The organism is Pseudomonas sp. 478 (assembly GCF_003254125.1).
GTDB lineage: Bacteria > Pseudomonadota > Gammaproteobacteria > Pseudomonadales > Pseudomonadaceae > Aquipseudomonas.
The window spans coordinates 338,380-365,254 of sequence record NZ_QKZG01000001.1 but is presented as its reverse complement, the minus strand read 5'-3'; the positions used below and the strand labels follow the sequence as shown (position 1 = coordinate 365,254).

Sequence of the window (26,875 nt, the reverse complement as noted above, 5' to 3'; positions counted from 1 at the left end):
TCCTACAAGAAAACCACCGCCGTCCGATTGCGCCGCAAAGCCCCGGTTCCTAAGCTCACCTTCTGCTGAATGTTCAGCACTGGGTTTGGCGACCTGGAACCAAGCTATGCACGCAACCTCATTCGATTATGGATATATCTCCCGATTCGAATTATGGCGGCTGCGTGTGGGAGACCTTCGGGTCTGCCGGTATTCGCTTGGCCGGTTCGCCAACCCGCACGCAGCTGCCACCCTTATTGTTTGGCGACGATAAGTGGCAGTCATCTATCAAGCGAATTTGGGTACTGCACCATGGACGAAAACTATCTGACTCCACACATCTTCACCCGCCACAAACTCCACCTCCACGCCCTCCTCCTGGAAAACCAACCCTGGTTCAGCGCCCGCGACCTAGGCCGACTCCTGCGCCTCTACCTTGATGAACGCGCCGTCCGCAAACTCGACCCCGACCAACACCAAACCCTGCAAATGCTCATCCACGGCACCATCGAAAACACCCTGCTAATCAGCGAATCCGGCGTCTACGCCCTACTCGTCTACCACTACTGCCCCGAATACCGGGCGCTGCGCGAATGGCTAACCCACGACGTGGTCCCCGCCCTCAGGGACGCCCAGCAACCCACATCAACCGAACGCCCGATTCTGAGCTTGCTGAACTGGCCGGAGATGTCACTGAGCTTGCTGCACTGGAATAACCAACCGTGGATTCGGTTGCAGGATGTTCCGCATATGCTGCCGGAGGGTGAACGGCCGCAGCGTGCGATCAATGCACCGTGGTGGAAGCGTGCTTCCCGAATACTCCAAGCATTCTGAACGACAAAAAAACCCCACGTTTGTAACGTGGGGTTCGTTCAGGAGCAGAGGATCAGGCGCAGTGCGAGAGACGCTCAACCTGATCCCGGATCGCAGCCCCTCGTTCAATCTCAGCTTTACGCAAATCGTAAGTCGATTGCAGGTTCAGCCAAAACTCGGGAGTCGTATCCAGACAAATAGAAAGCCTGAGAGCCATATCAGCACTGACGCCCCGACGCTGAAGCACGATGTCGTTCACCGTGGGGGTCGAAACGCGCAACGCTCTAGCCAGAGCAGCAGCCGTAAGGCTCAGAGGCTCCAGGTATTCCTCTTTCAGGATCTCGCCAGGGTGCACCGGGCGCATACCATTCTTAGTCATTACTCACCTCAGTGATAATCGACGATTTCGACGTTCTCTGGTCCGTTAGGGCCCCAAACAAAACAAATTCGCCATTGAGCGTTGATGCGGATGCTGTGTTGACCTCTTCGATCCCCCTCCAACGCCTCCAAGCGATTACCCGGTGGTGATCGAAGGTCAATCAGTACGGCAGCAGCATCAAGCATCGTCAGCTTTCGTTCCACGACACTCAGAATGGCTGACCACATACGGGTCTTACCGTTGCGAAACAGGTACTCGGTCTCAGAACACTTAAAGCTAACGATCATAATTTAAAGCTTAACGTTATGCATTAATCTTGAGTGTAGAAGCTGAACTCATGAATTCCAACCCACCGCTTCCAGTTTGGGCCCTCCTTTCAAAACTTTAGGAAATAGACTACCTACGTCCTTCAGAAGGCCTTTGAATTCAAGCCAAATCCTACAAAAATAAGTGCCAATTCTTATTGCGCCCCAACCACGCTCACCTCTTAAGCTGACAGACCTAAAAAGCAGTCTTCAAATCCAAAAGAGGTCGCTATGAAACCCAGAAAACGAAAAGCCAAACTGCTCCTGGTCGCTGAACATCATGCTGAGGCGCTCCGGTTAGCCGGGAACGTATCGGCGAATCAATGCTGTTTTTTCGATGTCGCCGTTGCTCACGGCAAAGAACTTGAGCCGAGTGGCTGGCTTGCAGGCACGAGCCTGACTAAGCTTCCCAAAGAAACCGTCTGACTCACTTTTTTTTCGCCTCCGAACTAGCTCATCAGCACTCGCAACATCCTGCGAAAATTTGGCGCCTCCATCGCCACGCGAAATCACCACCTCCCGACTACCCTTCAAAAACCGCAGGAAGCGGTCCTCGTCAGCTCAAGGAACGACCATGTCCCTCTCCATCGTCCACAGCCGCGCCCAGATTGGCGTGGATGCGCCCGCCGTTACCGTAGAAGTCCATCTGGCCAACGGTTTGCCGTCATTGACGATGGTTGGTTTGCCCGAAGCGGCCGTGAAGGAAAGCAAGGACCGGGTGCGTAGCGCGATCATCAATTCAGGGCTGCAATTCCCGGCGCGGCGTATCACCTTGAATCTCGCTCCCGCTGACCTACCGAAGGATGGCGGACGATTCGATTTGGCGATTGCCCTGGGGATTCTGTCCGCCAGTGTCCAGGTGCCGACTTTGACGCTGGATGACATTGAATGCCTCGGAGAATTGGCGCTGTCAGGCGCAGTACGTGCGGTGAGAGGCGTGTTGCCAGCTGCGCTGGCAGCACGCAAGGCCGGACGTTCGCTGATGGTACCGCGGGCGAACGCCGAGGAGGCGTGCCTGGCGTCGGGGTTGAAGGTGTTTGCCGTGGATCACCTGCTGGAAGCCGTTGCGCACTTCAACGGACATACACCGGTCGAGCCCTACGTTTCCAACGGGTTGCTCTACGCCAGCAAACCCTATCCGGACTTGAATGAGGTGCAGGGGCAAATCTCGGCCAAGCGCGCATTGCTGATTGCGGCGGCTGGGGCTCATAACCTGTTATTTAGCGGACCGCCGGGGACAGGGAAAACACTGTTGGCGAGTCGGTTACCGGGGCTGCTTCCCCCGTTAGCCGAAAACGAGGCGCTGGAAGTCGCTGCCATACAATCCGTCACCAGTTGCGTGCCCTTGAGCCACTGGCCGCAAAGACCATTCCGCCAGCCCCACCACTCCGCCTCGGGCCCGGCGTTGGTGGGCGGAGGTTCAAAGCCGCAACCCGGTGAAATCACCCTCGCCCACCATGGCGTTCTGTTCCTTGATGAACTCGCTCTTAGGTGAACATGTCAACACTGTCTCCATGAGTTTCGGCTGTGTCGAGTGCAATCCGCCCATCAATTTTTTGCGTGGCAAAGCACCGAAGAGGCGGCGAAATCCCTCGTTTTATCCGAAAACGAACCGATGCGAGAGCAATATTAAAATGCTACCTTGCGACGCAAAGAACAGGAAAGGTTCGCCGTATGTTGCTTCTTCAAATCGCAGACATCCATTTTCGCCATCCAGAATGTAATACGCCCGACATGGACCCGGATCGAGCGTACCGCACACGCTTACTTAATGATGTAAGAAACCGTGTCCAAGTATTGGGCCCTGTAGGTGCAATTCTGGTTGGAGGAGACATTGCATTTCGAGGCATCGAAGATGAGTACACCGCGGCATTTGCATGGTTGAAAGATTTAGCGACAGCATCAGGCTGCCCAATAGAGCGGGTGTTCGTAGTCCCGGGTAACCATGACGTCGATCGCTCTGTTATCACAAAATCTTTCGCGGTGCAGAATGCTCAAGCGGCGATCAGCAGAGCCCCTGCAGACTATCGTGAACGATTGTTGCGCGCCCAATTTATGAATCCTGAGACTGGCCGAACGTTGTTGGAGCCCTTGGCTGCGTACAATGAATTTGCCAAAATTTTTAGCTGCCAAGTTTTCTCGCCTGAACGTCTATATTGGAAGCAAAATCTTGAGCTGGAAGACGGAGTAACTCTCAGGATTCATGGACTGACATCTACAATTTTGTCGGGGATAAATGGCCAAAATGATACCCGTGAAAGCCTGTACCTCAGCCCATTACAAACTATTCTTGACCCAGTGGAGGACGTCGTCAATTTGGTGATGAGCCACCATCCTCCTGATTGGTTCAAAGACCAGGACGAGATCGAAGATGCCGTGCAAGGACGAGCTGCCATTCACATGTTCGGCCACAAGCATCGCCAACGAATTGTCAGGGATAGACGCTATGTTAGGTTGGCAGCAGGGGCAGTGAATCCGGATCGCGTTGAGCCGGGATGGCAGCCTGGCTACAATTTGGTCGACGTAACCGTCGAGGGGCGTGGAGCCGAAAGAAAACTGGTCATTAACTCCCATCTACTGGCTTGGCAGACACACCCTGAAATGTTCCGGCCTATCACAGATGATGACGCAGGTGACGTATTCATTCACAGCGTATCTTTCCCTAGTAGACGACTGGGAAACGCAGCTCCTCTACCTCCCCCTACGATAGCGGACGCGCCAACAACCGAAGCAATAGAACTGCCCAATGATAGTGTGGAGGCTTCTATGAGCGATGAACACACAAGGAATTTGGTGTTCCGCTTCTGGAAGCTAACAACAAGCCAAAGGAGAGAGATATCTTTGGCACTTGGGCTGATCGAAAGAAGCGAACTCAAACTACCTGAACCTGAACGTTATGGACGAGCTTTGCTCCGCGCGGGAGAACGCGGGTTGCTTGATGCTCTCGCGAATGAAGTAGCTAAAAAGGAGAATAACAATGGCAGATAGTAGTGTTCGGGAAATGCATCCAGAGTTTGCACGGTGGATCAGTGTAATAGGATTTGGTGATGAGGTAGCAAGACGTCAAGCTCGATGGGAAGGAGTCGTAGCGATCGCGGATGACTTTGAACAAGAAACCATAGAAACTTTGATCCGGCTTGCATATCAGTCGAAACAAAAAGCTAACGCTGAAATAGTCGATTCTCTCCGAAAAACGTTCAAAGATATCGATGAAACCTTTGACCTACATGGCAACGACCGAGAGTTGCAAGTCCTTGCTGGCATATGCTTAGCCGTGATCATGGAATTAGGCAGTGGGCAAGGAGCATCTGCTGCTCTGGCAGTGACAACAACTGCATTCGCGGGCGCTCGAACTACAGACCTGCCAATGGATCTTTGCACTTTAGCAGAAAGTGCAATTGTGAAGGCCGCTGAATTTAACCGAACCCGCCCCGTCTTAGCACCGACACCCGGTACAGTAAAGGCAGATTTTGATAGTGCTATTGCCAAGCTGAAAGAACAACCTGATGCAACCGGCATGGTTCTGGCTCTGCAACTTGCGAGTGCGGCGACGACTAGCGCTATCACCCAAACAGCACAACGACAAATTAAAACAATTAAATCTCTCTGCAACTTTGTAAAGATCCAAGATGAAGAGCTTCAGATGTTGTGGTGGCTTATAGGACAGCATAGTACAGATTACGACAAAGCATTCGAATCAATACCTACGGAATTACAACCAATGGTATTTGCCAAAGAGCTATCAGATGCCACGACTTTAACTCCAGGCCCTGCGTCAATTAAGTCCTTACTTTCAAGAGCCGGGTTGAAAGGGCGTAAGAAGATCACGATTAGCAGCGCGATAAATTCCGCCGAGAAAAAATGGCTACAAGGGCTCGTCGATGAAAGTATTTCTCCAGTAACGACCCCATTACATTTCGCGATCATACGTCAGCTTGAAACGGATGGTGGCGACGCATGGGTATCAAATTGGGCTGCAGTGACCGGTATAGCCGACCATGAGCTTACACCTATGACCCTGGGCACGCTTTTCTACCGTGAACGCCTCCTACTTTTGTTCGAGTGATATATGTCAAACGAAGAGCTGACATTCAAATGTGGGAATCCCGAATGCCGAGTATCGGAGACAGGGCGCTGCGTAGAAGGGTTTGAGCTAGACAAATGTTTGCAATATGGTCGCGAACCTGAGGAGATCTCAGAGGAGGAAGAAATAGAGGACGCGGATGTTAGCACGCCGTTCGTTCAACTACGTGGCGCAGAAACCTTAAGTTTAGAAGACGCATCAAAACTTCTACGCGCCGCCCCCACGCGTGTGATAGCAATTGTAGGACCTAGCGACTCAGGGAAGACAAGTTTAATTGCGGGGCTCTACGAACTTTTCCAAGAAGGGCCTATAGGCGATATAAGCTTTTCACGTTCAACGACTCTTCATGCGTTTGAGCAAACTTGCCACGACGCAAGATCTGCATCTAGGCGAACCACTCCGCATATACATCGTACTAGACGTGGCGAAGTGAGATTCTATCACTTGGATATTTCTGGAGCAGGGACACCAAAGTTTTTGACTTTAGCTTTAGCTGATCGTGCTGGGGAAGAATATAAAGGGGCCGCAGACGACGCATCAGCGGGTATTGTGTTTCCTGAGATACAAAGAGCAGATACCCTGACACTTCTTGTTGACGGACATCGGCACCTAGATTCGGGAGCTCGCCATAACCTCCGAAGTGAAATCATCATGATCATCCAAGCGTTGGTCGATGGCGGTGCACTTCAAAATGGGCAGCGTTTAGCCGTCGTGCTAACAAAGATCGATCAGATTGTTGGAAACCCGAATGAAGAACGGGCATTAACTGAATTCTCGAAATTAGTAACCAAAATCGGAGAGCTTTTCCCCGATACGTTTACAAAAATTGTCTCTTTTAAAATTGCTGCCTCTCCAAAATCTGGAGGTATGAGAAGAGGGACCGGGGTGGCAGAGTTGCTGGATTTCTGGAAGGACCCAGCTCCACCTTTAGCTGAGCCAGCTATTCTGACTACTACTCCCAAAAGAGCTTTTGCTCGGCTCAGACAGCTTGATGAATAGGTGAGGGATATATGACTGACCAGTCAGTTGTAATAATTGGATTACCTGCGTCGGGGAAAACGACATTTCTTGCTGCTTTATGGCATCTCATAACTGAGCGTGAGTTTCCAACGTCCCTCCGCTTCAACAATCTACGTTCGGGAGACGTGACATACTTAAATGAAATCGCCACGCTTTGGAGAGATGCTAAAAAGCAAGACCGGACAGCTGTCGGCGGCAGCCGCATCGTTAGCATGAACCTAATGAACGCTCAACAATCACCGTTGCGAGTAACCTTTCCAGACCTCCCTGGCGAAGCATATCTCCGTATGTGGGAAGATCGGGATTGTGAGCAAGAAGTTGCCGATGTGATGAACGCGGGGGGCGTCTTGTTGTTTGTACATGCAGACACTATCAATGCTCCTCAGTGGGTAATCGATGAAGTTGTACTGAGCCAGCATCTAAATGTTGAAATGGTAAAAGGGCAAGAAGTTGAGTGGCATGCACGCCTCGCCCCAACTCAAGTTCAGTTAGTTGATTTGCTACAGCTTCTTAGAACCTCTCCGCTGGATATTGGTCCACGCAAACTAGCGATCATGCTTTCGGCTTGGGATAAAGCAGAAGACGAAGGGCTTAGCCCACAAGAATATCTCATTGAAAAGCTCCCTCTATTAGCGCAATACTTAGCTTGCGGAGCTGATGATTGGTCATGGCAGGTTTACGGAATTAGTGCTCAGGGAGGTGATTATGACAACACTGACCTTGGGACAACGCCAAGCGAAGATGCTGAAAGACTTAGAAATCTTGACTCCCCGTCTTTAAGAATTCAACTGGTTAGAAGCAATCAAGACAATAGCAACGACATAACGGAGCCCCTAGCATGGCTCATGGAGTGAAAGACAGTAATCGGGTGCGGATAAATCAGACACTGCATGGGTATTCTGACGGCCATCGCCAACTGGCTTCGTCGATAGGGCTAAAACCTAAAGACATAAAAACGATGCTAGTCTTAAGTGATATTTCCGGCCCCGGCGCTAGAATAAGTGAAGAAGGATATCTGACAGGATACCCTCTTCCTGAATCAGGCATGTATGCCCTGGCACGAACTTGGCTCGCCCCCGAGATGTCAAGGCCCGGTTGTGTCTGGACTCACACACTTCTTATTGACTATGCTGACTTAGCGACCTTTGAGTCATACGACTCACTCCTTACACTATTTCGCAGGCCAATTGACCATAAATTGGCTGATTATAACGAGCCAATTGCTTTACCGATAAGCGGCCATCATAAAGGACTTGATGTATTTGCACTTATATGGTCTCAGAAGGTAATAGAAAGCCTCTACGGAGCTCCTAAAAGCAAGATAGTTGCTCAACGTCCTTCCGACTTCAACGTTGACCAAGTAGTACTAGCAATATGGTCTCAACAGTGGCCTCGGCTAAGACGGGCATTTCGGTTTTGCACTTTTGCGTCTTCAGATCGATCTATTGAAGGTAATATCTTTGATCTCCAGATCCTACCCTCAAACGATCGTAGTGTCCGATCTCGGTTTTCCAACTCCATAGACTCCGATAATTCTCCGCACACAGATGACCTTTGGGTGGATACCGCTCTAAATGATTTATTCAGGCCCGACAATCTAGGCCTAAGAACCTTCTTACGCTTTATAGGAGGCGATATTGCGACAGGCCGAGCTGCATTCCGGCCTCTATGTGAGTTGTCGTTGCTTACAAATACGTTTGATAGGCAGCCTGAGGCCATAGAAAAGGCTGTATTATTATTGGAGTCAGAATTTGGAGCTTCGCAAGCGCGAGCTGCAAGAGCGTATGTCGCAGAAGCGGCATTGTTCAACATAGAAAAAATAAACGACCACTCGATTGACTTCATTTTTTCGAACCTTGAGCTTATCCCTGAAAAAATCTCTCTCGATCACTATAAAGAGATTGGTCTAGTTCTATGGAAACGTAATCGCTATCAATTTTTTAACCTGATCAATGGAAACGGAATTCTATCAGATATCGCAGAAATTCTTCTTCAGACATTACCAACACTTGAATTGATTGAAGCAATAAAAGAATTACCACACTTAGCGAAACTGGTTGTAAAACATCGCAAAGACATACTATTGGAGAAAGAATTCTGGCGAATTTATTCCAGTCTTAGACATGGCTTTACATTATCGGATGTCGAAATACAAATACCCAACAAAACATTGACCGCAATTATTTCCGCCCAGCGAATTGATTTAGCCGCAGAAGCCATACGTTACTTTGGCTCTGCTACCACCTTAGAGGTATTAGGCCAAAACTTTCAACTTGAAGAGCCTACTTATTTATTTTTGTGGATAGAGTTCGCTGCGGCAGATTACGCGGCAGTAGCGGAATATTTGCTCACTGACACCAGTAAAAGTAAAACTATATTGTATGCTTTATCAAAATACATATATCCCGACCAAATTAAGAGCCGAGCGGGAGTTGATCCTTGGATAAAAGGTTATCAAACCGCGAAGGGGAGCGTTTCAAAAGATGCCGAAACTTATCTTAGTTCATTTCTTCTAAGCAGAGCATTAGGTGGTGCATCGAGTTCTTCAGCGGAACTAGCTTGTATTAGCTTCGAAACTGTTCATGATGCTGCGGAAGCTAGTAAAATATCTGGAGAGGCATGGGGCTTGCTAGATTCTCGCCTGCCATCTACCTACTTCTGGTTAGATTGGGATAAATGCCAAAGAATACGTGCTGGAGTGGTTGATCTTTTCGTAGAACGCCAGTTACATCCTATTGCTTTTGCAACGTTAACCACATCTCAACCTCTATTCCGCCTGCTTATTTCTCTAGCCAATCGAAACGGACGTGGACGCGACTATCTCAAGGAGGTCTGGCACGTACTTCAGAACAGTGTAGATTCTACGTTTGAGATGCACTCCAACGAACTTCAGAAAACATTAAAAACACGATAGCAATAAAACCATTAATAAAGGCCTGCTCCGACAGGCCGTTATTAACAAACCAAACCTAACGACACCAACAGCAAACTAACGCATCGAGCTATAGAAATTCTATTATTCGCAACTTTATGTTGAAGTAGCCTCGTAAGCGACCGACTTGATTTTATAAGTTTTTAATGTATCTTGAGAAATCTCGACATCAAACTCGGGAAGCCAATTATGAAAGTGCAAGTCATCTAAATCACTTTTATCGAATAGTACGTAATTTATCCCACCTTCATGTTGCACAGAGCCAAATATCACCCCATCAAATTTCTGCTTCTGATCGTATCGAATAAACTCTGCCAGTGCCTGGGTAACTACGTAGTCCGTGTCATTTGTTCGAACAGGTCTAGCGATCTCATCATGTAGATATTGCAACAGTCGTCTACGAAGAAAACGCTGTTCATATAATGGGTCAAGTATGCTGAGTGGTGTGTGCTCAAGCCGCTTTGCCAGTGAGGTAAAATCAAAAAGCTTTAGACAATTTTTTGATATGAATTGCCCCACCACCATTGTGTCACCAATTGAGGGACGGACCTCCGCTATACATGTATCAGAATCGCCAGAGAGATACAGTAGCGGAATGCCTGCTGGACTCATACGATTGTTGGAGGCTCGCTCTTTGGGTGGAGCACCAAGTTCAATAGTTGGATTTCCTTTTATTGCGTTTAGCTCTGAAGCACTTTTAATCAGGCGAGCCCTGAAAAACTTAGTGCCGGTTGGAAGCTCCCTAATTGCAGGTCTAGATAGGGGGTGATCTGTGGCCCCGGCGTTAACTGCTTCAAACATAAGGGATTCAAAGAACTTATTGACTCTTTCATTGTAGAATCTACGACCATGAGTAAGCTGATGCGCAATACTGTTCCATTCGCTAACAACGTACCAACGCTCATGTTCCTGGGAGTCAAATGGACTGGGCGCGGGTCGATATAACTGTCCATGCCAATAAAAATGTTCTTCTTTGGCCCTACGAACAACTAAATGTTTGGCAATGGCTTTTTGTGCAGCCTCGTTTGTACACCCTATAGCTCGACCCACGACGCCGTCTAGAGTGAGTGCATAACCCGGATACAAGTCATCGTCCACAATAAAGTGTTTAGGCAGGTGTTTACGAATGTATCTAGCGATCACTTCAGGCACGAGTGCTTTCGCCGTAACTCTTGAACATGCCACACAGGGTCGTTCAATCATCAAGGCCTTTACCCGACGTGCGAGAATCGGATCATCTACGCAGTCTTGGCAAATAAACAGTTCCTGAGCATCTTCCAAATCTAGGTATGATTTTCTAAGAAACTCGTTCAGGTCATTGTTCAAGTTCAAATCAAAATCGCTCCTCATGAACCTACCCAATTTGCCTTGCTTGACGCATTGCTACGCGGCCTCTGCCCCCTCAGTCGACGTCTGAGGCCCTGAGCCGAGCCAAACCCTGTTTAATATATCCGGCATTCTCACCAATTGCCTCCAAGGCTCCTCGGGCGTTTTCACCCACCGCTGACAAACCCCGATTTTCCACCTCTAGCGTAAGCTCCATAATGGCAGCTTCCAAAGCCAGCTGATTGTGGTAAATCCTTTCTAGCACATCTGAAAGCGAATAATTATCTGCCACGATATTGACTCCTGTCGAAATAGTTTAAGCATAGCAGCAACTTACTACAAGCAGCATCCACCATAGCTAGTACAGTCATTTTCTAGAAGATTGTTGCTTTATTTTTTGAATCATTTCATTCATGGCTTTAGTAACATTAGTTATCGCCTCTTGATACTGGGTCGAATCGGGATCGTCGAATGATATACGAAGATATGAATCTACAATCTCCTCACTATCAAGGTAACTCCACGAGTTGAAACGCATAACTCCCTCGACGACAACGTCATTATTAGCCATTACGGCGCCCGCCCTACGTTGAAACAAGACATTTACTTCAGAAAAAACCCTTATAACTTTATCAAGAGACATTGAAGTCGTAATTTTTGAAACCTTCAACTCAAGTTGTTTAACTTCAGTGGCAATGTCGTACACCACACTAATTTTATCTTTCACGTCGCCTCGATCATTAGGACTTTTACTAAAGACCAAAAAATCGTGGAGTAGATTCCGCGCGAGTTCAGACCTTATCAAGGCTTTAGCATGCCAGATATTGATCCATAGCCCACATTCATAATCATTCTCTATGACAAAAAACTTTTCTTTACGAGCACGCAGAGTAGCGGCTCTTATTAAGCCAATCATAGGTCTTGGCCCTCGTACCTCGTTCAAGCCATCCTGAGCAATCCATACACTTATGAAAAAAATCTCATCTCCCCGGACTTCTAACTCATAATACGGTTCAATAGACTCAGGTAATCGTAACTGGCATATAGATTTGACAATTAAATTTGAGATCTTTATAAAATTCTTGGCGTCACATGACTCGACAACCGCCGTTAATGTGGAAAAGTTTTCGTATCCAAACATACGAGCAAAATGATCTACCCTATTTTCCTCAACATAGCAGTCAGCATCCCCTCCTGTTCGAAGTTTTCTAATACTTCGGATCAACTCATCACGAGTCAGCATACTCGGCCTCTTTCCTGTCGGTGCTTGTACTAGTGCGACTACAATCTAAAAAATGAATTCATTGCGGTAATTTTCATCGATATACTCTATCGAGTATAGCTCTTTCCGACCAATGAAGGCTTCATCATTCCTTTTGCGAGTAAGCAAATTGGAACTGAGTGAGACGCTAGGTCAAGCACTGAAAGAATTCCGCTTAAGCAGGGGCTTGTCCCAGGAACACGTAGGGGCAAGTCAAAGCTACGTGAGCGACATCGAGCGGGGCTTAAAAACGCTCTCCATAGAGAAGCTACATGAGTTCGCTTCTTGTATCGGTGTGCATCCAATAAGCATTATTGCTAGATGCTATCTAATAAAAGACAAATCAATAAGCGAAGAAAATCTAATGGCAATTTTGCAGCAGGATCTGGAAACGCTAAAAAAATAGACGAACGCGTGCGGCAACTATTTAACCGTCTTCAGAATGGGTTTGGTGGTTTTTGCCAATTGGCTTTCTAAAAAAGCAATTTTTAAATCTCGCAACTCATTATCATCACGACTCTTCGCAATTAGTTCGGAAATCTCTATCAACTGCTCCGAGCAGACTCTTGCCAGCGCGGCGACTAACTTTTTTTGGTCTTCCAACTTTTTCTTTAGAATACTAACTTTCAACCCTTGCAACTCTATCGTCGGAATTCCCCCCCTACTCTGAACAGCTTTTAATTTTGTCACGATATCAGGGTAGTACTTATATAGGGAGGACCTGCTTACGCCAGACATAATTGCAAGGGCTGTCACACTCAATTGGGATGTATCCGATTTCAACAGCACTTCGAGCGAAGTTTGAATTTTAACTCTAGTGTCATTCATGATTTTGTCTGCCAATATCTTTCAAAACATCTTCAGCGTCTAAAAGACGAGACTCAAGTATTATCTTCGTCTGTATAGCAATATTTGATTGCTTCAAAAGTTTAATGCTATCTTGCCGATAATTTTCCCACCAGATACGGTGCTTTGGTGTGGCAAAAAAATTGGCACACTCTTTACAGATACTTGGCGATCTTCGTGCAGGATTGGGTTCTACTCGGCTTCCGTTGCACGCGCTGGTCTCCTGTCTGTACATGCATACCCCCCACTGACAAGGAACAAGTATAGTTCCTCGAGCCAGCAGAATCTTGATTTCTTTTGAAGTTCGAAATTGCCCTAAAAATTTGCTTACAGAGCGATCACCTACTTTCGCACCTGCGTTCATATATATGTCATTAGCTGATAAGCCTGCCAACTCGGATGCTATAGATTCCATTTCGACATTTAGTTCCTCCCTTATCAATCTCCTAAACTCTGAGTCGGGACTTGCGTAACTGATATCAACACTATATGCAGATGTATGTGCGTATTGTAACGCTAAATCGCCTAGTGCTGTCCGATCACGCTTAGCAACAAATCGGGCAAAATGCTTTCGCCCCATATGAGAATGTAATTTTCCTTTCCAGCCAGTATTGGATTCTAAGCTCAAATATTTTCCGAAGTCATTGAGTCTTTTATTTATTGTACAACCTGTAACGACCACATAACCCATGTTAGGCCTAAATGGCCATAGGGCGTTTCCTGTTGTTACTAACCACAGATTATTTTTTCCACTTTTTACTCTTGCTGGCTCAGAAAGTAATTCTAATACCCTAAACGCCTTTTCAGCAGCCTGCGATAAAATCCATGGAGAGTCGTCCCCCTCATCTCCGTCATTGGTCTTCAGATACGCATCGAATCGCTTCTTTGATCTAGGTGCGAAATAGTAGGTGTACTCACGCCCGCCAATATGCCGAATACGTTTAATGCTACCTACCCCAGCCCTCCGTACCTCGCTGACCCTAGCACCTGAGGTGTAGCTTATAATAATGAAACATGCGCTCAGAAGATGCCTGATCAAGAATGCAATGTCCTGAGGTTTTGTTGCATATAGCCCAGTTGTAAACTTATCCACCAAGTCGACTGTAGAAAATGACTCATCTACAATAGATAATCTTGCCGTTTTAGATATCCTTTTCTTTGAGTAAATTTCATCACTCATTGCTTTTTCAACACCAACGGTATACTTGATAAATATACGAATCAAATCTTCCGCCATTGAATCCACAAAACATATTGACTCTTTCAAGAGAAATAGACAAACCGGCTCGGGAGGTGCCTCCCATTTAAACGATCGCTTAAGTCCAACAGTAACTTTACGTCTATATTTTTCTGGGAACGGATCTTGAATTAAACCATCTTCAATATACTTACCGAGTCTAAATATCTTACTTACAATTCCCATGCGCTGACTCACCGTTGCAGCAGTATTCAACTCTCCATTTATTCCATTTTTAAGATACCGGCCAAATGACTCTTGAATTTTCTTAGCTGTTATAAGTGAGAGTCGATCATGCCCTTCTGAGCTTAAATGAAGAAGGAAATTTCGCACCCATACTATTTTTGATTTCGTAGTTGACGGCGCATAGGAAACACCTCCTAACCCCAGAATAAAGCACGCAGCAATTTTTTTTACAAGTTCTGCAAAACTGGAAAATTTACCGTTTCCTTTAGAAAACTTTTTAAGTATTAACGGCCAAAAAAACACTACTGGATTATCAGCAATCGATGTTTTGCTTCTGTAGCCAAATACCCATTCATCTGAATGGTAATCCACCCCAATGGACGCCAGCCCTGAAATTATTTTATCTTCTGATGCAGTCTTTACTACTTCCTTATTTAACCCCATATCAGTACACCAAAGGTATGTCTGGCAGTTTTTCTAAGAGCAGAGATGCTTGATCGCTCACTCCGCGATTAACCTGTGGAATTATTTCTTCCGAAATGATGTTCAGCGTTGCTCTAAATTCAGAATCAAATCTAAGCATTAAATCGGCACTTAAAGAGCTGCTTGCCTCAAGCCGCTCTAAACATTCTTTAGTTTTTAGTAATCTTGCTATATTGATAGGATCGTCTTTTATAACGATCGCATTCTTACAGGTAGCGCAACTGGTAAATTCCAAACAGGGTTTTCCAGGCCTAGACGCTCCAATACCACCATCAAACGGAGCGGAACATGACATTCCAAAGACAGTGACATAAGGAGTTACTGGCTTAGTACTATCTAATTCAGACAAGGAAATCATCTCACCTTGGAAGCGAGACAGCTGTTCAAAACTTTTTTGTACTGATTTTTTATCTTTCAAGTACAAAGCGGTCGTTTGCTCACTTTTGTGTTGTAAAAAACTAGACACTACTTTCGTCGACTTGTACTCATCTTTTATAAGTGATGCGACAGCCTTTCTGATATCACTGAACGTAAAATACTTAAGGCCATGTGTATCTCGAAACTCTTTAAGCTGATTATGCATGCTTTGAACAGATAAACGGCGTGCAAGATTACCTGTACGAACAATAAATAATAGTTTCTCATCACAAGGCTTCGCTAAGGGCCGGATAGATTTAGTCATTGCTTTTATTAGGTTGACTAACGCAGGAACAGTAAACTTACCGGCTCTGAGAAAGGGCAGTGACTGTTCTTTTGAAGCCCTAGGCTTGGCCCAAGAAAAAAAAACCATCGAGTCATCAGTCGGATGCTCCTCAATACAATCAACGGTAACTTCCATCAGGGCCATTGGGTTAGCTGCCGACTCAATCATCATCAACAAATAGATGGGTAGGCATGTGCGCATAGTTAACTCGCGAAACATCGCCAGACGCCTTAACCCGGAAGTACCTAAGCCACCCCTATGTATTTCGCCCATTTGTCGTTGGGTCCATACTCCTTTTTTCTCTAGACCAATCAGTTCTGTCAGAATGCGGAGTGATATTTTGTCTAAACCAGGATGATCACTACCCTCTCCCCTTTCAATTTTCTCTCTTACCTCAATTGAGGCTTTTATATTAACTATTTCTCTTTTGCAGGCTTCGACGATTATATTTAGTTCCGAGGCGGAAACATCGTTATCTCTAAGCGAAACTGACTCACGTACAAACCTGAAATATGGGTACTCTTGTATATTCCAAACTTTCCCCGAAGAAGCCTCGCACATACACTTGAACAGCTTCACTGCAAAATTGTAATGTGCTCCATTTGTCTTTTTTAGCCGTGTATTTTTATTTAATAATTTTCCATACCGATTTAACAGATCAGTGGGCTGTTCGTGTGTATCAAATTTGACACTCGACAAAAAGCTCATTAACTCTTTAGTTGATCTCCACGCTTGCTGCCTACTTCTGCTATGATAATGCCCAGTCAACTCAACGAAGGCATCCTTCAAATCGATTGATATCTGCTTCTGCAATTTTTTTGAAAAGAAATTAAAACTCTCATATCTTTGTCTAGAGTGGTCAAAAAATGTAGCCAATAGTTCACTACTCATTTGATTCACCTAGTGTGTCTGCATACCTTTCTAAAATATCTAGCACCTCGACGTGGCCACCCGAGATGCTTTCTAAATAGTCTTGTGTGGTCGTAGAACTTGAATGACCTAAAAGCCCCTGAACTATTTTCACATGATCCAGACTCAAATTTTTAGCAGCTTTAAATAACTGCCGCTCCATGTAGGTAGCAAAAGTTGTCCGGGCCTGGTGCGGATGAGAAACGATATCCAGCTGCTTACACGCACGCTTGTAAGCAGCGTAGTAACAGGTTCTCGTAACAGGATTTCCTTTCCCATTGATAAACAGAACCATCTCATTGTCGGTTATCGGAGATACTTTTTTCTGGCTCAGTACTCTAATTACCTCAGCGTACCTAAAAGTCTCTATCAAAAGAGAACGAGGCACATACGCCTTCTGAACTTTTCCGCCCTTAGCTAAGACCTCAATAAATCCATCAGAAGAGCTTTTCTTTAAATATTCAATTTGTGCGCATGTTATGCTTAACACACTGCCAACCCTTAACCCCGTTGTTAAAGTCCAAGCAAAAATTACTCTATGCACTCCTCTTAGATTTTGCATAAGACTCTGACAAGAGTCTTGTGTTAGCGCTCTCGGCCTTTTTTTTACCGATTTTACCCGAACATGATTTCCTAACTGATTTAATCTATGAGCGTAAATGCTTCTATCAGCATCTTCCTTACCTAGTAACTTCGTCCAGTAATACTTGTAAAACTCATAAACAACTGAAAGTCTTAAATTGACAGTCGCAGCGCTGAGCGGCTTTACGTAGCCAGCCTCGCCTGACTTCATTGAATTTCTATAAAGGGCAATATTTCTAGAACTCGCACAAGTCCATTCAACATTATTTAATGATGTAAACTTCAACCAGTTTAGAAGAGACTCTGCGTACGTCCTGACAGTTTTATCCGATTTGTAGTAGTTAGAATAGTATGATTTTTCGTAAAGAAAATCGTGAAAGTCTCGAAGTACAACTCCACGAGCCTCATCGAATATAATAGGTATATGGTAGCTTGACGTTGATACCTTTTCGCTAGTTAATGCAGCCTCCATCATAATTGTTTTTATTTTTCCCTGAACTACGGCGATAGTTTCCTTGCTTGGCCATAAAAGTAACATCTCAACCTCCCAGGCTAGGTACACAGTGTAGCCAAGGATTCTAATCCCGGAATTCGATCGAAAGGTGCTGGAAGTCTTAAGGGAACCACTGGAATCCGGTCACATCGTGATTTCCCGCGCCAAGGATCGCGTGAGATTTCCGGCTCGCTTTCAATTAGTGGCCGCGATGAACCCGTGCCCCTGTGGATATCTTGGCGAACCCAGCGGCAAATGCAGTTGTACACCGGACATGGTCCAGCGTTACCGCAACAAGCTGTCGGGACCGCTGCTGGATCGGATCGACCTGCACCTGACCGTCGCTCGGGAAGCCACAGCATTGAACCCTGCGCTGAAACCCGGAGACGACACGGCCACCGCCGCTGTTCTGGTCGCCGATGCACGAGAACGGCAACACAAACGTCAGGGCTGCGCCAACGCCTTTCTCGATCTGCCAGGCCTGCGTCGCCACTGCAACTTATCCACAGCCGACGAAACCTGGCTGGAAACTGCGTGTGAACGACTGACCTTGTCGCTAAGGTCAGCCCATCGACTGCTCAAAGTGGCGCGCACCCTGGCGGACCTTGAGCAAGTCGATGGCATCACTCGCGAGCACTTGGCCGAGGCGCTGCAATACCGGCCGAGCACAAATTAGCAGGGATTATTCCTTGGTGAGATCCACCAACGGCGCCTGCCTCACCTCAGTCTCCCGCCCACCCTGAATATCACTCACCGTCTTCAACGCCTTTTCCACAGCCCCTTTATCCGCCAGCAAGCTGTACCTGATCTGAAACTGCTTCTGCTCTTTAACCCCAATCATCGGCACCAAACCAATCGGCCGCTGATACCGACGGTTGTAGGAAAAGCTCGTCCCCGGTTCAAGACCCGTGACATAGCCCTGCCCTTGGGTGTCCGTGTTTTTCCACAGGGAGAACACCGGCAACTGTTGAGTATTAAAACCCACGGAAACCCCGAGGCTGCCGGCCTTGTTATGCAGCACAGTCAACGTGTCACCCTTGGCATCGCCATAAGGCACCACGTTGTAAACCGTCTCGTCGTAGTCCTTGGTCGGCGCGCGGTAAGTCTGCCAATCCGGCAAATCCCCTTTGGCTTTGTCATTGAACGGCGACACCTGTTTCACCGGTGCGGCAAAACGAGCGCCCTGCTCCAGGAATGGGGTGCTGAAGTTACTGTGATACAGCGCCTGATATTCCTTCGGATAATCACCGTTGTTGGTCAGGGTGTCATTGAGGGTAAAAGCAACGCTGCCAGGTTCGGTGACCAGCTCAGTCATCACCGAGAAGTCGACTTTCTTGAACGCCTGCTCTTTGAGCTCGCCGCGCAGGCTGATGGCGTAGGGTGGTTTTTCATCGATGTGCAACGTGACTTTGCTGGCCGGGATGTTGGCGGCGCGACCGTGGAGCGTCAGCAGTTCACCGTTGTCCATGCCGGGGTGACCGACCCACTCGTAGCCGCAGCGGGTGACCAGTTCGTTAAAGCCCTCGAGCCAGCCCAGCCCGCCGCGACCGTTGAGTTCGATGAAGGACGGATTGACCACGTCCTTGACCGGCGAATCCCAACCCATGCGCACATTACCGACCGTCGCCTGCAGGACGTTCATGCCACGGGTCGGCACCACCGAGAGTTTCATCGTGCCGTTATCGATGTCGACGATGCTGACGCCCTCCTGCCGACCGCCGTGCAAGTTACGAAGGGTCACGGAGAAGGGTTTGTCGGTTTTTACACCGAGTTGTTGGCTGGTGACCTGCCAGTTTTGGGCAGCCTTGTCGCTGTCGAGCAGGACGTAATCCCAGGCCATGGCGTGGGAGGCGGACAGTGCGCCAAAGGCAACGACGAATTTGAGCGGAGTCATGGGGAAGCCTTTCTTGGAGTTGTGCGTTTTTTATAGCGCTGATGAAACGATTCAGCAAGCCTAAAAAACGTACACCCGAGCCTTCCCGAGCCAATTTAAATTGACCTCATGCAACCTCCGCACGCTTACGCTAGTCTCATACGGTTTTGAACCTCCGGCAGATTGACGGCGACATCATTGTGACATTAAGGTCGCCAGCTAATTGCAGGAGCAAGCGCAGACACTTTTGTCTGTCATTTTTGCGCAGCGGAACATACGGAGTTTGAATGCGCGGGGCACTATTACGCAGCGGTAAGAGCGGGTCATTCACTGCCCTGGGCGAAACAGGTCAACCGGTTTACCGGGCAGCCCTGCAATTGCGCGAAGCCATTCGCCGCAAGAACCCTGAAATGGTCGATCACCTGGCCATCCCTCAAAGCGATGAACTCGGCAACCAGATTGACTGGTACAGCGGCCTCGACGGCGATGTGATCCCGTGGAGCAGCGCGACTGAAGAAGAACGCGCCCCTGCACGCCGCCAACTCGAAGCGCTGAAGACCTCGCTCGACGAATTGAGCCAGCGTTTCCTGGGCAATGATCCAGCCGAACAGCAGCAAGGCGACAAAGCCGTGTTCGGCAAGCTGCTCAAGCGTGTGATTCATTTCCCCGATGAAAACTTCGTCTACCTGGTGCAAGGCAAGCCGGTGCTGACCTTTTGGGGCTTCGAGCATGCCGGTACCGGCAATCGCGATCCTCTGCACTGCCTCTATCAAGTTCCGCCCGCGTTTACGCTGCCCCCGGTGGTCGAAGCCGCGCCCGTGGTGGCGCCGCCCGTCGTGCCGGTGATTGCTCGTCCGTGGTGGCGGCGCTGGTGGTGGCTGTTGCTGCTGCCTTTGTTGCTGCTGCTTTTGTGGCTATTACTGGGCTTGCGCGGTTGCGTGCCGATTCCGCTGGTGGCGGTCGATCTGCTCCCCGAGGGCGTCGTGCCTGTTGAAAGGCAACGGGAAGAACCACAACTGACCGGCCATGCCACGACGCTCAATGGCGTTCCGGTGACGGGCACCGTTGTAGGCTCCACCACGGGAACCGGCACCGCTGTGACCGGAACCCAGGACGTGGAAGCGCCGGCGGTCGAGGGCAACGAAGCTGATGCAGCGCCGGCCGGCGTGACCCAAGACCCCGCCAAAGACCCGGCAGCAGACCCGATAGCCGAATCGCCAACCGCACCACCGGAAAACAAGACTGCGCCGCCGGATATCACATCGCCCGAGGCCGAAAAATCCGCCGCCGCAAAACCCGGCCCGCCCCTGAGCATTCCGCCAGACGCCGCCGACGGTGCCGCCAAGTTCCTCGACGGTCAGTTCCGCGCCGGTGCCGGTATTCAGGATCGCCGAACCGGCAAACCCCTGCGTCTGGAATACCAGCTCAAGGACGGTAAAGGCGAAGTCATCGTACACCAGGCCGACGGCACGAAATGCAGCGGGCCGGTGAGCGCTACTATGAAAGGTGGCAGCCTGGCCATCGACAGTCAGGGCCAGGCGGTGTGTGGCGATGGCAGCACTTACGACATGCCCAAGGTCAACTGCCGCAAAGGGGCGACCACAGTCGCAGACTGCACCGGCGGTTACGGCAAAGAACAATTCCCCATGTCCATGCGGCACGTGGCCGAATAAAAACGGAATAACCCGAAATGTTGCCTGAAGTCACCCAATTCGAAGACACCGTCACGCTGGTCAGCGACACCGGCATCCAGTTCATGGATTTCGCGCTGCGTCTGGATCCTCGCAAGGAACCGGCGGGCGAGTTCGCGCCGATGATCAGCGGGCTGATCTGCCGCCTGTCGTACAACGAAGAGAAAGACTTCTTTTTCTACGAACCTGAACCGGAAAAGGTCGAGAAAGCCAAACCTGCGTTCAGCGTCGATATGAAAAGCAGCCTCGAGTTGCTGGACGGTATCTGGCTGCCGACCCCGTTTTTCCGCTTCATGCCGCCGCATCGCTTCGACGAAGGCCCGACCAACTGGTCGCGCATGCGTCTGGTGAAGCTGGCGACGCCCGACATCGACGGCAACACCCACCGCCTGACGATGGCGTTCGACAGCCGCGTGATGCCCAAGCGTGACGGCACCGCTTACCTGGCGCCCAACGAAGAAGACATCAGCTCCGGCGTGTCCTTCAAACTGGCGACGAAGGCCAGCGAAACCCGCTGGTTCCTGGCCCAGCCGTGGGTCAACGAGTGGCTGTTGGAAGTGTTCAACGAGGGCAATGCCCACCGCTCGCGGGCCGAGCTGGACACCGATATCCGCGCCAACTATCACCTGGCGCACTACCTCAACTTGCTTAGCCTGTTGAGCACACCGTCCGCCGCCCAACAGTCGACGGCCCGTGCGAAAGTTGAAATCCCTGAGCTGAAAGTAGTCGCCAACGACAGCAATGGCCTGGTCAAACCGATTCCGGTGGACCTGGTGCTGGACGTCGGCAACTCGCGCACCTGCGGCATCCTGATCGAGAACCACGGTCAGGCCGGCTCCGGGCTGAAGCAAAATTACGTGCTGGAACTGCGCGACCTGATCACCCCCGAACACACCTACAATCTGCCGTTCGAAAGCCGCGTGGAATTCGCCCAGGCGTACTTCGGCAAGGACCACTGTTCGGTCAAGAGCGGCCGGCACGATGCGTTCCAGTGGGCGACGATTGCCCGCGTCGGCAATGAGGCCAGCCGTCTGGCCAGCCGTCGTCGCGGTACCGAAGGTTCCACTGGCCTGTCCAGCCCGAAACGTTATCTGTGGGATGAAAACGCCTACGGCCACGGCTGGCGCTTCAACTGTTCGTACATCAAGACCGACAGCGAGCCGTACGCCACGGCCGCGCCGTTCTCGCACCTGATCAATGAAACCGGCGAGGCGCTTTACAGCCTCGAAGAAGACGATCGTCTGCCGGTGTTCATGCCGCGTTACTCGCGCAGCTCGCTGATGACCTTCATGCTCGCCGAAGTGCTGGCCCAGGCGCTGTCGCAAATCAACAGCCCGGCCCAGCGTTCCCGCCAGGGTCACACCCGGGTGCCGCGTCAGCTCAACAGCATCACCCTGACCGTGCCGCCGGGCATGCCGCAGGCCGAGCGCAGCATCCTCAACGAACGCATGCTGCAAGCCATCGGCCTGGTGTGGAAGAGCCTCGGCTGGCATGTCGGCGAAGAGGATCCACATCAGGATCAGGCCGTCAGCCCGCGCACGCCGATCCCGAGTATCCGCGTGGAATGGGACGAAGCCTCTTGCGGCCAGTTGGTGTACCTGTACACCGAGGTCAACGAGAATTTCGCCGGTCACCCGGAAGAGTTTTTCGACACCATCGCCCGCCCCGACAAGACCGACCGCGAACGCATCACCCTGGCAACCATCGACATCGGCGGCGGCACCACGGACCTGGTGATCACCGACTATCGCCTCGACCGCGCTGGCAACACCGGCAGCGGCAGCAACGTGCACATCGTGCCCGAGCAGCGCTTTCGCGATGGTTTCAAAGTGGCCGGTGATGACATCCTGCTGGACGTGATCCAGGACTTTATCCTGCCAAGCTTCGAAAAAGCTTTGCAGAACGCCGGCGTGAAAGCCCCGGATTCGCTGATGTCACGCCTGTGTGGCGATGAATCGGTCAGCGCCCAGGACATGATCCTGCGCCAGCAATTGAACCTGCAGGTTTTCGCCCCGCTGGGCCTGGCGCTGCTCAAGGCGTACGAGCATTACGATCCGCAAGTGCCGCAAGAAGTCACCCCGCAAAGCTACCGTCAATTGATCGGTGACAACGGGATCAGCCAGACCGTGCTCGACTACGTCAACGCCGCCGTGCGTCGCGATGTCGGCGGTCAGAGCGGTTTCGACCTGTATGATGCGCCGATCAGTTTCGACCTGCAGAAGCTTCACGCCGCGTTCCTCAACGACCAGATCAACATCACCAAGATTCTCGGTGCGCTGTGTGAAGTGGTCGCGCATTACCCGTGCGATGTCTTGCTGCTGACCGGCCGCCCTTCCCGCCTGCCCGGCATCCAGGCGTTCATTCGCAAGGTGTTGCCGCTGCCACCGGGGCGCATTCTGGCGCTGCAAAACTACCGTACTGGCGGCTGGTACCCGTTCCACAAGAACGGCCGGATCGACGACCCGAAAAGCACCGCGTCGGTGGGCGCCATGCTCTGCCTGTTGTGCGCCAACCACAGCGTGCCGAACTTCTACTTCCGTGCTTCGGCGCTCAAGCCATATTCGACGGTCAAGCACATCGGCGTGATCGACCTGAACAACGTGATCAAGGATGCCGACGTGCTGTACCGCGACATCCAGTCCGAAGACTACAAAATCAAGCTGCCGGAAATCGGCGTTGGCGATGCCGCCGACACGCCACAACTGGAAATGCGCGGCGATCTGCGCCTCGGTTTCCGTCAGTTGGCCGCCGACCGCTGGGCCGCGTCGCCGCTGTATACCTTGCGGTTCACCAAGGCCGGTCGGGAGAAGTTTTCCCGCGCGATCGGTGAAAACGGTAGCGCGCCGCTGCTCAAGGTGCGGTTCGAGGTCAAGCCGGCGGACAAGTACACACGCAAGCAGGATCTGGTCAGCGACCGTCTCTCGGTTCGCGACATCGAATCCAACAGTAACAACGTCAACTTCAACCCGCGCAGCGACCTCGAGCTGGAACTCAACACCATGCTCGACGCCGGCCTGAGCGAGACCAAGTACTGGCTCGACAGTGGAAGTGTGAAACGCAAATGAATGATCTGACCCCCGATCAAACTCAGCTCTCTGCCAGTTGGGCCGCTGTTTATAACGGTGCCGGTCAGGCGCTGGACTGGATTGCCCAGACGCGCGGCAACGCGCCACGCCTGGACAGCGAAGCCGACAACCTGAACATCCGCCTGCACCGCGCCCGCAACCTGGCTCACAGCCTCGGTCGCGTGGCCTGCACGCCGATGACCATTGGTTTTTTTGGCTTGTCCCAGGCCGGCAAGTCCTACCTGATTTCGGCCCTTGCCGCCGGTCAGAACGGCAAGCTGGAAACTGATTTCGGTGGCCAGCGCCTGGACTTCATCAAGCACATCAACCCGGTGGGTGGCGGCAAGGAGGCCACCGGCCTGGTGACGCGCTTCAGCCGTCGGGCCACGGAGAGTCAGGACAATGACTTTCCGGTAGAACTCACGCTGTTCAAGGAAATCGAGCTGGCGAAGATTCTCGCCAACTCCTGGTTTAAGGATTTCGACCTTGAGCGCATTTCCTACGAGATCGACGAAGAACGCATCCAGCGCGTACTCAAACCGTTCGAAGGCCGCGAAACCGGGCCACTGCAAACGGGCGTCAACGCCGATGATCTGGTGTCGCTGTGGGATTACCTGCGGGACAACTTCCGCAACTCGGTGAAGAAACTTGAGCACCTGTACTGGCCCAAAGCACTGCAACTGGCGCCACGCCTGAATTTCCAGGAACGGGCCGAGCTGTTTTCGATCCTCTGGGGCGAGCAAAGCGAACTGACACGCGTGTATCAGCAACTGGCCGGTGCGCTGCACAAACTAGGCCTGCCCGAGACCGTATTCGCACCGTTGAAGGCCTTGGTGAGTTTCGAAAACGACACCTACAGCCAGCGCGACAGCATCATGAACGTCGACATTCTCGAACGCTTCGGCAGCCCACGGGACTTGCCGATCGACGTTCGACCACTGGTTGGCGATCGCCTGCAAAACAGTCAGGCAATTCCGGTTGCACAACTGGCAGCGTTGACGGCCGAAATGACCTTCCGCCTGATCGAAGCGCCGGTGGATGACATCGTCAATCAGGTCGATCTGCTGGATTTCCCCGGTTATCGCGGGCGCCAGAAACTGCACGAGATCGCCGACTCCAACGACCCGCAATCCGCCACCAAGGACAACTCCGTTTCGCAGCTGATCCTGCGTGGCAAGGTCGCCTACCTGTTCGAACGCTACACCGATAACCAGGAAATGAATGCGCTGGTGGTTTGCACCGGTTCGACCAAGCAGAGCGACGTCAACGACGTAGGCCCGGTGTTGACCCGCTGGATCGAAAAGACCCAGGGCGCCGACTCGGCCGCTCGCAGCAAGCGCGAAACCGGTCTGATCTGGGCGCTGACCATGCTCGACCTGCGCATCACCAACTCCCTGAGCCTGACGCCTGATCAGTACGACGAGAGCTGGAACGGCATGGTCAAGCTGACCATGCTCGAGCGCTTCGGCAGCCTGAGCTGGATGAGCGACTGGGCCGGCACACCGTTCCAGAACACCTACCTGGTGCGTAAACCGCGCATGGACGCGGCGTTCATCGAACAAGACGCGACGGGTGCCGAAACGGGCCTCAATGCCAGCTATCAGGACCGTGTCAGCGCGCTGGGTACCAGCTTCGCCAGCAACGACCTGGTGTGCAAACACATCCACGATCCTGCCAACGCCTGGAAAGAAATGCTGCGCAACGATGACGGTGGCATCAGCCACTTCAGCGGCAGTTTCAAAGGCGTGGCCAATATCGAATTCAAATTGCAGCGCATCCGCGAGCAATTGAGCGAATGCCTCGAAGGCCTGACCACTCACGGTCTGAGCACCTGGTACCACGCCGACGACGACGGTGCTGCCGCCGCCAAGAAAGCCCTGGCGCAGATGATTCTGACCGGCCTGGGCCGTCGCCCGGCAGTGCTCGGCGAGCTGATCGATCAACTCGACATGCCGAGCGAAGAGGTGCGCGACCTGTACCTCAGTGGTGTGTACGAAACTGATGACGAGCCGGCCGCGAAGGACGAGCCAGTCGCCCCGACACCGAGCCAGAGCCTGTACGGCGACGACGCTGGTTTCGACTTCGACTTCGGTGACGACCTGAGCCACGACGTGCCGGCCAGCAGCAACACCGGCACCCCGGCGCCCGAACTGCAAAGCAACGAACACCGATTCGCCAAAGCGGCATTCAAGGCCTGGATCGCGCACCTGCGTGAACTGACCACCCGGCAAAGCCTGCTCAACCTCCTGGGGTTGGAAAAAGCCTTGCTGGAAGCGGTGGTCGACGAATTGATCACCGCCGGCTATCGCCAGGACTTGCCGGGGCAACTGAGCCGTGCGGTCCTCAAACGCGCACAAAGCGGCGCACGGCGCGATCAACTGGTTGAGCGCCAGGTCCTGGAAGTGCAACGGGTACTGCGCGATTTCGTGTCCTGGTTCGGCTACCTCCAGAAACCGGTAAGCGAGCGTCCGAACAGCCGCGCCGGCGCCAAGGCGCCGCTGTTCTCGTACTACACCGACATCAGTCCGGGACAAGTGCCCGTGCTACCGGCGCAACCGGCGAATCAGGCGCAGCGGTATCTCGGCGACTGGCTCTCGGGCCTGGCCTACCTCACGCAGGACAATGCCGGCCATGGCGCCGGACGTGAAATCACCCCTGAACAGAATGAACGGCTGGGCCAAGTGCTCACAGCCTTCACAGCGAGATAA

The 26,875-nt window shown here is 51.0% G+C and carries 21 protein-coding genes and 3 pseudogenes; 14 read left to right on the top strand and 10 right to left on the bottom strand.

What is annotated here, in order from left to right:
• The first annotated feature begins 291 nt into the window (after positions 1-291).
• A complete protein-coding gene (locus DFS28_RS01770; RefSeq protein ID WP_111448317.1) occupies positions 292-813 on the top strand; it encodes a Bro-N domain-containing protein in 522 nt (173 codons plus the stop codon).
• Between the two features lie 52 nt (positions 814-865).
• Here DFS28_RS01770 and DFS28_RS01765 read toward each other — a convergent pair whose 3' ends face one another.
• Both DFS28_RS01765 and DFS28_RS01760 read right to left on the bottom strand, forming a co-directional pair.
• Positions 866-1,171 (bottom strand): HigA family addiction module antitoxin, encoded by a 306-nt coding sequence (locus DFS28_RS01765; protein WP_046045076.1) that lies wholly within the window; start codon positions 1,169-1,171, stop codon positions 866-868.
• 8 nt (positions 1,172-1,179) lie between these two features.
• Positions 1,180-1,458 carry a type II toxin-antitoxin system RelE/ParE family toxin gene (locus DFS28_RS01760; protein ID WP_080932510.1) on the bottom strand — a complete coding sequence of 93 codons (279 nt, stop codon included), beginning with the start codon at positions 1,456-1,458 and terminating at the stop codon, positions 1,180-1,182.
• A 249-nt stretch (positions 1,459-1,707) separates the two neighbouring features.
• Here DFS28_RS01760 and DFS28_RS01755 point away from each other — a divergent pair, with 249 nt between their 5' ends.
• The 8 genes and pseudogenes from DFS28_RS01755 to DFS28_RS30365 all read left to right on the top strand — a co-directional run bounded on the left by DFS28_RS01755 (position 1,708) and on the right by DFS28_RS30365 (position 9,494).
• Positions 1,708-1,902 carry a hypothetical protein gene (locus tag DFS28_RS01755; protein WP_111448316.1) on the top strand — a complete coding sequence of 65 codons (195 nt, stop codon included), beginning with the start codon at positions 1,708-1,710 and terminating at the stop codon, positions 1,900-1,902.
• 148 nt (positions 1,903-2,050) lie between these two features.
• A pseudogene (locus DFS28_RS01750) lies at positions 2,051-2,959 on the top strand (YifB family Mg chelatase-like AAA ATPase); the annotation flags it as partial.
• A 191-nt stretch (positions 2,960-3,150) separates the two neighbouring features.
• Positions 3,151-4,464 (top strand): metallophosphoesterase, encoded by a 1,314-nt coding sequence (locus DFS28_RS01745; RefSeq protein WP_111448315.1) that lies wholly within the window; start codon positions 3,151-3,153, stop codon positions 4,462-4,464.
• Complete coding sequence (locus DFS28_RS01740) at positions 4,454-5,542, top strand: GTPase-associated system all-helical protein GASH (protein ID WP_111448314.1); 1,089 nt, start codon at positions 4,454-4,456, stop codon at positions 5,540-5,542. The genes DFS28_RS01745 and DFS28_RS01740 overlap by 11 nt, the downstream gene beginning before the upstream one ends.
• 3 nt (positions 5,543-5,545) lie before the next feature.
• The gene (locus DFS28_RS30370; protein ID WP_132834046.1) at positions 5,546-6,559 is read left to right on the top strand and encodes a hypothetical protein; all 1,014 of its coding nucleotides are present in this window, start codon (positions 5,546-5,548) and stop codon (positions 6,557-6,559) included.
• Positions 6,560-6,570: 11 nt separating this feature from the next.
• Complete coding sequence (locus DFS28_RS01730; protein ID WP_178082192.1) at positions 6,571-7,434, top strand: hypothetical protein; 864 nt, start codon at positions 6,571-6,573, stop codon at positions 7,432-7,434.
• A pseudogene (locus DFS28_RS31055) lies at positions 7,419-7,745 on the top strand (hypothetical protein); the annotation flags it as partial. The gene DFS28_RS01730 and the pseudogene DFS28_RS31055, both read left to right, overlap by 16 nt.
• 393 nt (positions 7,746-8,138) lie before the next feature.
• A complete protein-coding gene (locus DFS28_RS30365; RefSeq protein WP_132834047.1) occupies positions 8,139-9,494 on the top strand; it encodes a hypothetical protein in 1,356 nt (451 codons plus the stop codon).
• A 114-nt stretch (positions 9,495-9,608) separates the two neighbouring features.
• Here DFS28_RS30365 and DFS28_RS01725 read toward each other — a convergent pair whose 3' ends face one another.
• From DFS28_RS01725 to DFS28_RS01715, 3 genes are all read right to left on the bottom strand, one after another.
• Positions 9,609-10,844, bottom strand: a complete 1,236-nt coding sequence (locus DFS28_RS01725; RefSeq protein ID WP_158539658.1) for an RES family NAD+ phosphorylase — start codon at positions 10,842-10,844, stop codon at positions 9,609-9,611.
• A gap of 70 nt (positions 10,845-10,914) precedes the next feature.
• Positions 10,915-11,130 (bottom strand): hypothetical protein, encoded by a 216-nt coding sequence (locus tag DFS28_RS01720; RefSeq protein WP_111448311.1) that lies wholly within the window; start codon positions 11,128-11,130, stop codon positions 10,915-10,917.
• 75 nt (positions 11,131-11,205) lie between these two features.
• The gene (locus DFS28_RS01715) at positions 11,206-12,081 is read right to left on the bottom strand and encodes a hypothetical protein (protein WP_111448310.1); all 876 of its coding nucleotides are present in this window, start codon (positions 12,079-12,081) and stop codon (positions 11,206-11,208) included.
• 112 nt (positions 12,082-12,193) lie between these two features.
• Here DFS28_RS01715 and DFS28_RS31050 point away from each other — a divergent pair, with 112 nt between their 5' ends.
• Positions 12,194-12,505 (top strand): helix-turn-helix domain-containing protein, encoded by a 312-nt coding sequence (locus DFS28_RS31050; RefSeq protein ID WP_111448309.1) that lies wholly within the window; start codon positions 12,194-12,196, stop codon positions 12,503-12,505.
• 17 nt (positions 12,506-12,522) lie between these two features.
• Here DFS28_RS31050 and DFS28_RS01705 read toward each other — a convergent pair whose 3' ends face one another.
• The 4 genes from DFS28_RS01705 to DFS28_RS01695 are packed head-to-tail and all read right to left on the bottom strand — an operon-like array spanning position 12,523 to position 17,583.
• The gene (locus tag DFS28_RS01705) at positions 12,523-12,927 is read right to left on the bottom strand and encodes a hypothetical protein (RefSeq protein WP_111448308.1); all 405 of its coding nucleotides are present in this window, start codon (positions 12,925-12,927) and stop codon (positions 12,523-12,525) included.
• Positions 12,920-14,812: a hypothetical protein gene (locus DFS28_RS30360; protein WP_132834048.1), complete on the bottom strand. Its 1,893-nt coding sequence runs from the start codon at positions 14,810-14,812 to the stop codon at positions 12,920-12,922. The genes DFS28_RS01705 and DFS28_RS30360 overlap by 8 nt, the downstream gene beginning before the upstream one ends.
• Before the next feature lies 1 nt (position 14,813).
• Positions 14,814-16,445 (bottom strand): hypothetical protein, encoded by a 1,632-nt coding sequence (locus tag DFS28_RS01700; RefSeq protein ID WP_111448307.1) that lies wholly within the window; start codon positions 16,443-16,445, stop codon positions 14,814-14,816.
• Complete coding sequence (locus DFS28_RS01695) at positions 16,438-17,583, bottom strand: site-specific integrase (RefSeq protein WP_111448306.1); 1,146 nt, start codon at positions 17,581-17,583, stop codon at positions 16,438-16,440. Before DFS28_RS01695 ends, DFS28_RS01700 begins: the two co-directional genes overlap by 8 nt.
• Before the next feature lie 43 nt (positions 17,584-17,626).
• Between DFS28_RS01695 and DFS28_RS01690 the strand changes: the two are divergent.
• A pseudogene (locus tag DFS28_RS01690) lies at positions 17,627-18,214 on the top strand (ATP-binding protein); the annotation flags it as partial.
• 6 nt (positions 18,215-18,220) lie between these two features.
• Here the strand turns inward: DFS28_RS01690 and DFS28_RS01685 are convergent.
• Positions 18,221-19,432 (bottom strand): aldose 1-epimerase family protein, encoded by a 1,212-nt coding sequence (locus DFS28_RS01685; protein WP_111448305.1) that lies wholly within the window; start codon positions 19,430-19,432, stop codon positions 18,221-18,223.
• A gap of 266 nt (positions 19,433-19,698) precedes the next feature.
• Between DFS28_RS01685 and DFS28_RS01680 the strand changes: the two genes are divergently transcribed.
• The 3 genes from DFS28_RS01680 to DFS28_RS01670 are packed head-to-tail and all read left to right on the top strand — an operon-like array spanning position 19,699 to position 26,875.
• Positions 19,699-21,084 carry an SrfA family protein gene (locus tag DFS28_RS01680; RefSeq protein ID WP_111448304.1) on the top strand — a complete coding sequence of 462 codons (1,386 nt, stop codon included), beginning with the start codon at positions 19,699-19,701 and terminating at the stop codon, positions 21,082-21,084.
• A gap of 17 nt (positions 21,085-21,101) precedes the next feature.
• Positions 21,102-24,167 (top strand): virulence factor SrfB, encoded by a 3,066-nt coding sequence (locus tag DFS28_RS01675; protein WP_111448303.1) that lies wholly within the window; start codon positions 21,102-21,104, stop codon positions 24,165-24,167.
• Complete coding sequence (locus tag DFS28_RS01670; protein ID WP_111448302.1) at positions 24,164-26,875, top strand: putative virulence factor; 2,712 nt, start codon at positions 24,164-24,166, stop codon at positions 26,873-26,875. Before DFS28_RS01675 ends, DFS28_RS01670 begins: the two co-directional genes overlap by 4 nt.